Raw genomic sequence first — 12,381 nt, forward strand, 5'->3', positions numbered from 1 at the left:
TCTCCTCCTAGCTCAATACAGATCTCGATATGACAAGTTTATGAATTTCAGAAGTACCTTCATAAATTTCTGTGATTTTCGCATCCCTGTACATTCTTTCCAGTGGATAGTCTTGCATATAGCCATAGCCACCGTGGATCTGCAGCGCCAGATTGGTCACAAATCTCGCTGTCTCTGATGCATTCAGCTTCGCCATTGCCGCTTCTTTTGTATGCGGCTGCCCAGTTTCTTTTAAGTAAGCTGCATAGTAAACAAGCCATTTTGCCGCTTCTACTTTTGTCGCCATATCCGAGATATACCATGTGAGCCCTTGCAGTGCCGTTAGGGGCTTGCCAAATTGAACGCGCGTTTTCATGTACTTGACGCTCTCTTCCAGCGCACCTTCGGCAATACCCAGTGCCTGTGCCGCAACGCCGATTCTCGCACCATCCAGTGCCACCATGGCCATCCCAAACCCCTTGCCTTCCTTGCCAACCAAGTTTTCTTTTGGCACTCTGCAATTGTCAAAGATGAGTTCGACTGTTTCTGAACCGTGAATGCCCATTTTTTCTTCAATTTTACCAATGGTAAAACCAGGCGTTCCCTTTTCGACGACGATACACGAGAGACCTTTAAGCCCCTTTGAAGGATCGGTGAGTGCAAAGACTGCCACAAACTGTGCCTGTCCACCACCTGATATAAAACACTTTGTCCCATTTAAAACGTATTCATCGCCATCTAATACAGCGGTTGTCTTTGCCGCGCCGGCATCAGAACCCGCGTTTGGCTCTGTCAGGGCAAAAGCGCCTAAGCAGCCGCCACTTGCAACCTGAGGCAAGTATTTTTCCTTTTGTGCTTCTGTTCCGTATTTTTGAATGACTTGTGCAAAGATTGTGTGAATTGAGAGAATGGCTGCTGTTGCCGCACACTTCTTCGCCAATTCCGATACGATGATGACCTTTTCTGTATCGCCGCCGCCTGCACCGCCATACGCTTCAGGCGTTCCAATCCCAGTAAACATCACTTCTGTCATCTTCTCAAATGTCTCTCTAGGAAATCGTCCCGTCTTATCAATTTCGGCTGCAATTGGTGCCACTTCGTTTTCTGCGAACGATCTTGCCACCTTCTTTAGCATTTCCTGTGCTTCTGATAATTTAAAATCCATTGCCGCTCTCCTTCTGATAATCTAACTGCTCAAGATATCGTTAACCGATTAGCCTATTTTTTAGGCATCATGACTGCTTCGCCGGCCAATACCACTTCACCTCGCTGGTTTGTACAAGTTGCTTTTAAAACCACACGATTTTTTTCTTCCAATTTGGCAATGACTTCAACTTCTGCGTGGATCGTATCACCAATCATAACAGGTCTAACGAATTTAGAATTTTGGCTGATATAGAGGCAGCCTTCACCGGGCAGCTTCATCCCAACAACAGTTGAAATTAAACCGGCTGTTAAAGCACCATGTGCGATTCGTACACCAAATCGATTTTCTTTTGCACGCTCTGCATTGATGTGTGCGACGTTGAAATCCCCTGTTGCACCTGCAAAGCTATAGATATCAAACTCAGAAATTGTCTTTTCTATAAATGCTTTGTCGCCAATTGACATTTCTGCCAGTGTAAAACCGTCCATTGATGGGTCTCTAAATAAAGTCATATGATTTGCTCCTTTCACAATGCAAATACACGTGTATTTGCGCCATTATCTGTTTGTTCGGCAGTTGTCACAACAGTGTGTATACTTCTGTGATTTGCCTTAGCCACTTTGTTTCGCGACATTTTTAGCATGTGTTTGATGGTCATCTATTCCACCCATTTTTGTCTCAATATTGAGAAACGTGTCTCTGTTTTGAGAATTTTCCCGAAACCCGTTGGAATTGTTAATTTTCTGCTTAACAAAATCGGATTTTATGATCCCTGCCATCAATATTTGTTTCAAATTTGATAATGTTAGTGCTTTCTATAAAACACATTACATTTTTCAGGAAACTGTCGTTATGCGGTCAGAGCGTTTATTTTGCAAGAAGTCAAATGCCGCGATCAGTTCAACCTCTAAGCTATCATTTATCTTGCACCTTTCCAGCAGAACTACTTTATTGATAAGGTCAATTGAAAACACATCCTCCATTTAGGCGTTATGCTTGTTACCACAAGCTCTCTGGCAATTCTCAACCCTATATGCCCAGTCATTATTGCGTTTCCCAAAATTAAGCTTTTACACTTGGCGTCTTTTGTACAGTCTTATCACCACATAATACTTTGCGCGTTGATATGCTGCTATCTTTCTTGATATTTGCAGGCAGCCCATAAGATTATCCAAGTGTTGCTTCCCCAAACCTCCTTTTCATTATTTTTGGCACATTTAAACATTATGCAAAATCCTTGCCAATTATTTAACACAATGGTGCAGCTGATATGGCGTCCCCTCTCTTTTGCTGTAATCCGCTGTCATTCACAATGGCACTGATAGGCTCAGAATAAATTACGCCAAAATAAAAAATCCTCAAAGAGGATTTAAGAATCGTGCGAATAATCACAATGATAATCTTTTAGCAATGTACAGAACAGTTTGACAGCAGGTTCGATTTCATGCTTTCTGAGTGCTGAAAAACTCATCCGGCATTGATTGTAAAGCGGTTCGTTTGGATAACACAAGCGGCCTGTTAAAAAAGTGAGATTATGTGGATGGCAATATGATTTTAAGAATATATCTGTGTTTAAATAAGTCGGCAGTGACAACCAGAGATTGACGCCGCCATCCGGTAATTGCCATTTTAAGTAGTCAGGCGCATCATTTTGAAGCGTTTTATACACCAATGCCCACTTCTCCTTAATGAGGGTTCTCAGTTTTTCTGTTGTCTGCTCCAGCAAACCGGTTGATACAATTTCAGCCAATAACCTTTGAGTCAAAAGCGGGCTCCCCAAATCCGCATTGGCTTTTGCCGCAACCAGCCGATTGTATATGGTCCCCTGTGCGATTACTGCACCAACTCTAAAGCCCGGACCGACTAATTTACTAAAGCCCTTTACAAGAATCACATGACCATCGTGATCATAAGACTTTAATAATCCAACCGAATGTCTACGGTCCATCAATTCACACCAAGGATCATCCTCTACAATAATCATATGCGCGTTTCGTGCCGTTTCGAGAATAATTTCACGCTTCGCAGCCGATGTGACAATACCGGTAGGATTATTGAGATTTGGCGTTAAATAAAGCATTTTGGGATGATGCTTTTCAACAATTTGCTCAAAGAGATTGATGTCAATGCCATCTGTTTCCATTGGAATGGCACAAATAGTGCACCCTTGATTCTGAAAGGCATCAATTGCACCCGGAAAAGTCGGCGTCTCCATTAGAACTGTATCTCCCGGTTTGATAAACGTTCTTGCAATCATATTGAGCGCCTGTTGGCTGCCGCTCGTCATCATCACGTCCGATGCTTTAATCTGCAAATTGCCCATACGCTGCAAATAGTTGGCAACAGCTCTTCTAGTCAAATTGTCACCACTTACCGGACTGTATTGAAACAAGATGTCCGGGTTCTCCCTTACAATCTTTTCGAGTACTCGCCTAATCTGTTGATGCGGATAATCTTCCCAATGCATCAGCGACGTAAACATATTGTAACCCTTTGTAAGATGTTCCACTGAAAACTCTGCCGCAAATTGTGTCCGTCTCAAATTGTCATCAATAGTCAGCATCCAATCATAGCAGTTTACTCGTCGATTCTCACTCGAGTTTTCAGATATCGACATCATCGAAACGTAAGTGCCACTTCCCTGTACAATATCAACCAACTGCTCGTCAGCCAGTTTTTTATAGGCTCTCGTCACCGTCAGCGGGCTCACCGAAAGCGCCAGTGCCAGCGCTCTGACTGTCGGCAGTTTTTCACCTTTTTGAAACTGCTCAGAGAGTATTTGTTCCCGATAATAGGCGACAATTTCATTTTGAACACCCTTTCCTTTACTCACTGTAATTTTCATGCGCTCGCTCCTCGTGTAAACCTTCTAATTGCCATTCCAAATGACAACTGCTTCAATGCAGCTACAATGCTGTGAACACCTTTTTCAAAATAACGATCTACTGCACTAAGCATAATCATTATTATTGTTCCCGTCAATTGATATACTATTCATTTGATTGATATACTATCAATCTGTTACACTTCACACAATTGTATTACATAGCATACGGCTATCAAACGGCGAATCTGGCAAGATTTGCATCTGAAAACACCATGAAAAAGGAGGCATTACATGATTCCATTGAATTTTAAAAAAATTGACGCCTTTACAGACGGTTCGTCCTCTGGCAATCCAGCAGGTTATGTCTTTCTAGAAGAATCCCAGATTCTTTCTGACAGCGAAATGCAAAAAATGGGGACAGAATTAAAGGGCTTTGTCAACGAAGTGGGGTTTGTCACTCCATATGCAGACGGCTTCAAACTGAAATACTATTCTTCCGAATGCGAAGTAGCCTTTTGCGGTCATGCGACAATTGCCATTATGTACGATTTATTGGCAAGCAATCCGTCACTTCACGGTCAGCGGGTGATCAATCTCTACATCAACGCCGGCAAGCTCAGTGCCTTCAATCATCTCGACACACTTAACGCCGTATACATTATGGCACCGGAGCCTCAGTACTTAGAGACTTCTGTAACTGCCGCATCTATCAGCGATGCACTGGGCATTAATATCAGCGCACTTGACAACCGATACCCTATCCAAGCCATAAACGGCGGTTTGAAAACCCTGATCGTCCCAGTCAAGACACTGGCGAACTGCCTTAGCATTTGGCCGGACGAATCCTCTTTAAAGCAGTATTGTCTCGTAAATGACATCGATATTATCCTCATTTTTACTGAAGAAACTTATGACGAACACGCTCATTTTCGCACACGTGTCTTTGCACCAAAATTCGGCTATTTAGAAGATCCCGCAACCGGTTCAGGTAATTCAGCATTTGGCTATTATTTATATGCACTCGGACAGCACCGAGATGATTTGATCATTGAGCAAAGCGCCAATAAAACAAATGCTAATATTGTCAAACTTAAAACCTATGAGGATGAAAAAATGACGCGAATGCTGTTTGGCGGCTGCGCAACAACACGTATCGACGGTAAGTATCATCTTCATCGCTAGGGCAAAACGATCTATTCGTAACCGGTCAGCCATTTTATGCTATCGTTAATCGCTTAGCAAATCGGATATGTCTTGCTTAATGGCGCTCATTAAGCCCCCTCTGTACGAAGTGCTGTTCTAGGCTACAGCTGTATCAGCGGCGATCATGATGGGGGATGATTAAACGCGTTTAAATCCGAATTTCAAAATGCGTGTATTCGCCGAGCTCTGATTCGATACGAACTTCTCCACCAAGTGCATCGACAATACTTTTAACGATAGAGAGTCCCAATCCCATACCAGAATTTTGGCGCGCTGTATCAACCCGATAAAAGGGTTCCCATATTTTTTGCAGCGATTCCGGCGCCATGCCAATACCGTTGTCTTTAACGGAAAGACAAACAGTCCGTTTTTCTTTCTGGAGCACAATTTCAATTTCACCGTATTCATCAGTGTATTTAAAAGCATTGTCCACCAAATTATAAACAAGACGATTAAGCCATATTTCTTCAATTGGCAAATAACACTCCTCCTGACAAAGCGATGTGTGAATGACAATGTGCTTTGCATTATATTGAAAGTGCTTAATTGTCTGATGGATGGCATCTTGCATACTCGACTGAAATTTATCATTCACAAAGTGATCACTAGAGGTATAAATCGAGAGACTGTTAATCATATAAGTCAAATCTTCCAGCGATGACTTAATGATTTGAAGTGATTGTTCTTTTTTGAGTTCACTGTCAAAATCACTGCTCAAGAGCAGATCAGTATTTAGGCTAATAGTGGCTATAGGCAGTTTTAAATCATGTGTGACACCGCGCAGTCGATCAACTTTGACCATCTGCTCACGAGACAACAATTGTCGAAATTGAAAAAAACGCTCCACAATAAGATAACCCGCTATTGCCAAAAGAAACAGTTCTTGATAAAAGAGCTTAAAAACACTGAATTCAATATTAAGTGATGCTGCGCATAGGAGAATCGCTAACAGGGTCTGACCTTTCAAAGCCTTTTCTCCGCCGCCCTTATAATAGTTATAAAGTGACAAAAGCCAGTAGAAACCCGCAACATATTTCAATAAAGACAACTTTATCAATATGCCGATTGTTGAAAGAATCAAAAGGCAATAAACTTGTCTGCGCTTTTTAATCAAGCTGTCAGATGCCATGTATATAACGGGCAGAAGCAGCATAATACCTATATTAAAATGCACGAGCATTACAATGGCAACCATTGACAATAGCCGTGTAAAACGCTGCCGTCGAAAACCGATGAAATGAAAAGCCGCACCGACAATCAACATCATAGATGCAAAGATCCGAACGCTCTGCTTAAGCACGATCAGTTGGTTGACCTTCGAAAAGTCCCCTGCAAAAACAGTTGTCAAATCAAGGCTATTGGCGATATATGCCGTTATGTCCGTATAGAAGTCAACGCGATGATTCTAATAAAAGTCAGGCGTAATGGCGTAAAAGAGATAATCCGTCCCTTGATAGGCCGGATAATCACGCGATTCATTCTGAGCAATCAGCGACCGATTAGCATAGAGCCACGTGCGCTTAGGATAACCAAACTGTACAAAAGTAATCGGTGTATCATTTTCCGCATAGAGTTGAACTTCTCCCGAAAACCAGTGGAGCATGGTAACCCTTCGCAAGTCAATATCTTCATCGTTGATAAAGTTCCCCGCCTCTACGTGATTGACGATAGCGCGTGATATTTTATACTGTGCAAAATCTAAGAAATTTGCTAGCAGGACCACGATGATTATCAGCCCAAATACTTTCTTTTTCATTTAATCACCACGAGTGCATAACCCTTCCCATAGACATTTTCAATGAAGACGTTATTGGTTTCCAATGATTCAATGCTCTTGCGCAGCCTCGAAATCGACGTATGAATTCTAAAGTTTTCGATGTTGACAGTTGATTCCAGCGATGCGATATCTTTTTTATATAAAATGCTGTCAGATTTGTATTTATCATAGAGCAGTTTTAGAAGTACTGCTTGAGAGTGCGGCAGTTGTATTTCGCCAAAGTCAGAGGAAAGTGTTAATTTTTCGAGATCAAGCACCAAATCGCCAATTTGATAGATGAGCTTTTCCTTATCCTGCCGCGATGCAATCGCCTTTAACTTATAAGAAAGTTCAAACAAGGTCACAGGCTTCGTCATATAATCGTCCGCACCGCATTCATAAGCCATGCGTTTGGTTTCTTCCTGACCAAGTGCTGATACCATAATAACAATGGCATTTGAATGACGTTTGATATAGGGAATCAAGTCATAACCATTGCCATCCGGCAGCATAATGTCTAAAATTGCAACGGCTATGCGTTGCGTCTTCACCACTTTTTTCGCACTTTCAATATCATATGCAGTCACAATATCAAATGAAGTCTCTAAGGCATTTTCATAGGTGTCCATCAATTTTTGGTTATCTTCAACAATCAGCACTTTCATGCACTGCCTCCTCAATATAATAATCTGCAACAGAACAGTACGACGATTTGGCAATGAGCGCTTTCCCATGTGCCTGAGCAAAAGCACTTATAAATTGCCGCAATGTTTCATCCTCTCCAATATCATCTTCAAGTTCCGTATCGAGCAACAGCAATGAAACGGGGAAATATTTCAACTGAACTTCCTTTTTCAAATCGCGTCCAAAATCTTTAATGACAAAATGGATAAATTCCGGAATCTCCAAATTGGCATCCACATAGAGAAATGCCTCCATTGATACAGCAAAATACAGTGCATGACGACCTTTATTCAAATGTGAAACCCATTCTAAAAATCCCTTGCTTTCAACTGTCTCATCAAATATTTCCATAAGGTACGCTCTGGCTTCACGTTTGTCTTCATTTAAAAGTTTTTTCAGCATTGCCGTGTTCAGCGAAGTACCCAAGTCCATTTTTTCAATATATCTCAACAGCGTTTGATACTGCATTCCTTCAACATTCGGCACCACATAACGCCATTGTAGAATACCGTCGCTGTCGACAACATGCACACATTTAGCCGCAATATCTCCGCTCTTAATCAAGCGCTTAATCTGTTCTTCACGCGCCAGTCGATTCTTATAAATGTCTTGCTGTTTTGCACTGTAATAGTAGACGTTCTTTTTTGTCCTAGCAGCTTCTATTCCTGAAAGCAGTTGTGACAGCAATATTTCTACAGTATCCTTAGCAGTATAATCGACATAGCTCATGGCAACGTTATATGGGAGCATCAAATCGGCCAAATAGATTTTATTGCGTGCCATTTCATGTATGTCCTCAAATGATTTTGGATCTGCTGCTTTGACCAGGTACATACTGGATGTCACATAAAAAACTTCATCCGGCGATTTTAATGCTTTTCTGAGTCCCTCTGCAAAGTTTCGCATATATTTTTCATAGCGCTTCTTACCGTAATGGCTTCTAAGCCGATTGGCATCCGCCACTTCAACCAAGCCTAAATAGCCTTCTGTTTTTCTGAGCTTTCGTTCCAGCCACTTGAGATTCCCCATCCGATACGGATTGTCAAAAAATAATTTTTTTATAATGCGCTTACTTATGCGATCTATTCCGAACAGCAAAATTGCAACCCCGGATAATGCAAATACGATTTTTAAATTCGTCGAAACACGTCCGACGTCATTGTTCTGCTCCTGGATGATCTTATCAACATCTATAATGGCGAGACATTTGTTTAAGATATCCATACAGGTGGCCTGACCACTGACGAAGTAGTTAGATTTTGTAAAAAAATCACCGCGTTCAATAAAGGAACGTCTAAGCGAACTCATATCATAGTAATCTTTTGGTAGTACCAGATAGTCAATACGATCATTTTTTAAAGCACTTTCCGCACTTGATACGCTTTCAAATACAACCACGTCAATAGGAGGCATTTCATCTTTCAACTGGCTGAACAAATTGGGGACCCCCAAAACACCAATGCGTTTTGACGCCAGCTCATAGATTTCTCGAAATGCCCTTTTGTCTGCACTGCCAATGGCAATTAATTCATTTTCAAAAGCGGTCGTCGATTGATATGTCTGCGATGGTATATTGTCAATATAAAAGTCGATATCTTCTCTCAGCCGCAAATTCTTTAGGCTGTCAACGGTATAATAGACATTTGTATTCGAGATAAAAGCGATCTTATCAATAATGGTCGGCAGTATCCCTCGAAGGTTGTAAGTCTCACCTGTATAATATAAAAAATATTCTTCTGGAATACCAACATGAAGTGATGGATGTTCTGTCAAAAATACCTGCTCTTCATCTGAAAATACAATTTGCGTTCGCTCAACTTCAAAGCCGATCAGGTCTGCAACCGCCATATCCCATTTTTTTGACTTTAGATAATCAACTTCTTTGGATAATATACTGTAAAGAATGGGATACTGATCGCTGACACCAACGTGATTTGTACCTTTCGAAATACTCTCTATTTCAAAATAATGGAGACTGCCAATGTTCTCTTCAAAGCTCTTTGAAGTGAGGAAACCATCAATAATACCTTCTTCAAAAGCTTCTCTTGTTTTCTGCACATTATCAAAAGCTACAAGCGTATAGGGAATATTCGGAAAATCAGACGCAAAAGCCTCAGCGAGTGCATTGCCTTTCTCAATACCGATGACCTTGCCGTTTAGGTCACTAAAAGTTGTAATTGGCGACGTTTCAGACGAGTAAATACCGCAGGGAATTGGTGCAAAGGAATCTGTGAAGTGCGTATATGTTAAGCGTTCCGGCGTTATATTCATGTTCATAACAATGGGGAGTGTTCCTTCTTTAAGCATTCCTAGCGTTTGCTGCCAAGGCGCCTCGTACAGTTGAAGCTTTAAACCCGTGTCTGCCTCAATTTGTGCACAGAGCTTTTCACTAAAACGCTGTTCTTTATCAGTTGGAAAATACCCTACTTCAAAAATGGTATTTTGGTGTGCCGCCATATAATTTTTTTCTTCATCGGATAAATAAAGCGGCCAGTTAATAACATTAATATAAACGATATAGCCCAAAACGACTATAAAACCTAACAGCATTGAAAGTATTGTGCGCCTTTTCATGTCATTATTCCCCCAGAGCTCATTATAACATGAATACACCGATAAACCGCTTTTCAGCTTCGTTATTTTGCCGTTTAAGCATCTGCAAAAGCGGATACAATTTAAATCTTACGATTTGAAGAAGTGACATCCTTCAAATTTTAATCAATAAAAACGCCTGCTTGTCACAGGCGTCTCTCAATAACTGATATGATCTTGAATGCTTTAGGATGCTTTAGAATGCTTTAAAATGCTTTATTCAGATTCACAAATCTGTCTTAATGACTTTTGCCGGAACACCCGCTACGATCGTCCTTGCCGGAACATCCTTCGTCACCACGGAACCCGCAGCGATAATCGCACCATCTCCAACGGTAATACCGGGGACAATGGTGACTTGTGCACCAATCCAGACATCTTTGCCAATCACAATAGGTCCGGGAAGCATATCTTTTCGATTTTCAGGAGCCTGTACATGATTGAGTGTTGCCATGACTACTTTTGGTCCGATGAGCGTGCCGTCGCCAATAGTAATGCCGGCGTGATCTTGAAAATGGCAATCCGAGTTAATGAAGACATTTTTACCAACGCTGATCTGAACACCGCATTCTGTATGGAACGGCGGATGCAAGCCAAATGTATCGTCCACAGGTTTTTGAATAAGCTTAAAAAATAATTGTCTCAGCTCCTGTGGCGGATGGTATTTACCATTGATTTCAGCTGTAATCTTAAAAGCCTCCTGCGCAAGATAATGCATCATTTCATGATAACCTGATCCGCTTTTGATCGTATTACCGCTTTTGATATGATCGAATAATAAACTGGTATCCATTGAGAACCACCTTTCATGTTCAGCATGCTCTCAATCCGTTACTTTATATCCCTTTGAGAACATGCGTCATTTACTGTTTCCCGCCAATACTTTTTGCCAATACCGCAAGATGGTTCTATTTTATCGCATCAACCCGACTTTAGATCAATACCCTTTTTATTTTTTTATTGCCGTTTAGAATTTCTTTGTTTTTAATCTCTTTGAAACAAATCTCTTGTGTATACTTTTTCAGCTGCATCAAGCAGCTCTGCCGTCATACGATTGGCGACGATGCAATCAGCCATCTCCTTAAACACCTCTAAATCCTGTATCACCTTTGAATTAAAGAATGCATCTGCTTCTAAAACCGGTTCGTAGACAATGATCTCAATGCCCTTTGCCTTAAGGCGTTTCATAACACCTTGTATCGCCGACTGTCTAAAATTATCGGAATCCGTCTTCATTGTCAGCCGATAAATCCCAACCACTTTTGGATTTCGCCTTAAAATCATCTCAGCAATATGATCTTTCCGCGTGCGATTGGCATCGACGATGGCAGACATTAAATTTTGCGGCACATCTGCATAATTGGCGAGCAGCTGCTTTGTATCTTTGGGCAGGCAATAACCGCCATAACCAAAGGACGGGTTGTTGTAATGGTTGCCAATGCGGTCATCCATTCCAACGCCTTTGATGATCTGCATGGTATCAAGACCTCTCATTTCTGCATAGGAATCGAGTTCGTTAAAATAAGCGACGCGCAGTGCCAAATACGTATTGGCAAAGAGTTTAATGGATTCCGCCTCCATGGCATTGGTATAGAGTACGGAAACATCTGCTTTTTCAGCCCCCTGAACAAAGAGTGCCGCAATCGACGCCGCACGTTCTGACTGCTCGCCGATAATAATGCGAGACGGGTGCAAGTTATCATATAGCGCCTTGCCCTCTCTTAAAAATTCAGGCGAAAAAATGATATTATCCGTTTCGAACATCGTCTTTACCTTCTTGGTATAGCCCACGGGTACTGTGGACTTTATCACCATTACCGCATTTGGGTTAAAGGACAAAACACTTGCAATAACCGCTTCCACAGAGCGGGTGTTAAAGTAGTTTCTCTCCGAATCATAATTGGTTGGCGTTGCAATAATCACGACGTCGGCATCACGATATGCTGCATAATGATCTTTCGTCGCTTTAAGATTCAGCGGCTTTTCTTTTAAATAAAAGGTGATTTCCTCATCAATAATCGGCGATTCCCTTCGATTGACCATCTCAACGCGTTCATCTAAAATATCGACTGCCGTCACCACATTATGCTGTGCCAGCAATATTGCATTTGAAAGGCCAACATAGCCAAGTCCTGCCACTGCAATTTTCATCGTCTTCTCCTTTTATTCGTAAAATGATTACAGCCCAATTTG

General features: G+C 41.5%; 10 protein-coding genes. 1 reads left to right on the forward strand and 9 read right to left on the reverse strand.

Going from position 1 to position 12,381, the window contains the following annotated elements:
* Positions 1–7: 7 nt before the first annotated feature.
* From acrC to KHM83_RS01055, 3 genes are all read right to left on the reverse strand, one after another.
* Positions 8–1,144 carry an acryloyl-CoA reductase gene (gene acrC / locus KHM83_RS01045; RefSeq protein WP_213235038.1) on the reverse strand — a complete coding sequence of 379 codons (1,137 nt, stop codon included), beginning with the start codon at positions 1,142–1,144 and terminating at the stop codon, positions 8–10.
* A gap of 53 nt (positions 1,145–1,197) precedes the next feature.
* Positions 1,198–1,614, reverse strand: a complete 417-nt coding sequence (locus KHM83_RS01050; RefSeq protein ID WP_213235089.1) for a MaoC family dehydratase — start codon at positions 1,612–1,614, stop codon at positions 1,198–1,200.
* An 881-nt stretch (positions 1,615–2,495) separates the two neighbouring features.
* Positions 2,496–3,971 carry an aminotransferase-like domain-containing protein gene (locus KHM83_RS01055; protein ID WP_213235039.1) on the reverse strand — a complete coding sequence of 492 codons (1,476 nt, stop codon included), beginning with the start codon at positions 3,969–3,971 and terminating at the stop codon, positions 2,496–2,498.
* A gap of 273 nt (positions 3,972–4,244) precedes the next feature.
* On the opposite strand from KHM83_RS01055, the gene KHM83_RS01060 reads away from it, so the two are divergent.
* Positions 4,245–5,135, forward strand: a complete 891-nt coding sequence (locus KHM83_RS01060; protein WP_213235040.1) for a PhzF family phenazine biosynthesis protein — start codon at positions 4,245–4,247, stop codon at positions 5,133–5,135.
* Between the two features lie 169 nt (positions 5,136–5,304).
* On the opposite strand, the gene KHM83_RS19915 is transcribed toward KHM83_RS01060, so the two are convergent.
* The 6 genes from KHM83_RS19915 to KHM83_RS01090 all read right to left on the reverse strand — a co-directional run bounded on the left by KHM83_RS19915 (position 5,305) and on the right by KHM83_RS01090 (position 12,339).
* Positions 5,305–6,456, reverse strand: a complete 1,152-nt coding sequence (locus tag KHM83_RS19915; RefSeq protein ID WP_213235041.1) for a sensor histidine kinase — start codon at positions 6,454–6,456, stop codon at positions 5,305–5,307.
* Between the two features lie 105 nt (positions 6,457–6,561).
* Positions 6,562–6,912 carry a hypothetical protein gene (locus tag KHM83_RS01070; protein WP_213235042.1) on the reverse strand — a complete coding sequence of 117 codons (351 nt, stop codon included), beginning with the start codon at positions 6,910–6,912 and terminating at the stop codon, positions 6,562–6,564.
* Entirely contained in the window at positions 6,909–7,577 is a 669-nt protein-coding gene (locus KHM83_RS01075; RefSeq protein ID WP_213235043.1) for a response regulator transcription factor, read from the reverse strand. The genes KHM83_RS01070 and KHM83_RS01075 overlap by 4 nt, the downstream gene beginning before the upstream one ends.
* Positions 7,558–10,170, reverse strand: a complete 2,613-nt coding sequence (locus tag KHM83_RS01080; protein ID WP_213235044.1) for a transporter substrate-binding domain-containing protein — start codon at positions 10,168–10,170, stop codon at positions 7,558–7,560. Before KHM83_RS01080 ends, KHM83_RS01075 begins: the two co-directional genes overlap by 20 nt.
* Positions 10,171–10,414: 244 nt before the next feature.
* Positions 10,415–10,981: a DapH/DapD/GlmU-related protein gene (locus KHM83_RS01085; RefSeq protein WP_213235045.1), complete on the reverse strand. Its 567-nt coding sequence runs from the start codon at positions 10,979–10,981 to the stop codon at positions 10,415–10,417.
* A gap of 191 nt (positions 10,982–11,172) precedes the next feature.
* Positions 11,173–12,339 (reverse strand): nucleotide sugar dehydrogenase, encoded by a 1,167-nt coding sequence (locus KHM83_RS01090; RefSeq protein WP_213235046.1) that lies wholly within the window; start codon positions 12,337–12,339, stop codon positions 11,173–11,175.
* Between the last annotated feature and the right edge of the window lie 42 nt (positions 12,340–12,381).

Origin of the sequence: Fusibacter paucivorans (assembly GCF_018390735.1) — a bacterium.
In the GTDB taxonomy this organism is placed as follows: Bacteria; Bacillota; Clostridia; order Peptostreptococcales; family Acidaminobacteraceae; genus Fusibacter; species Fusibacter paucivorans.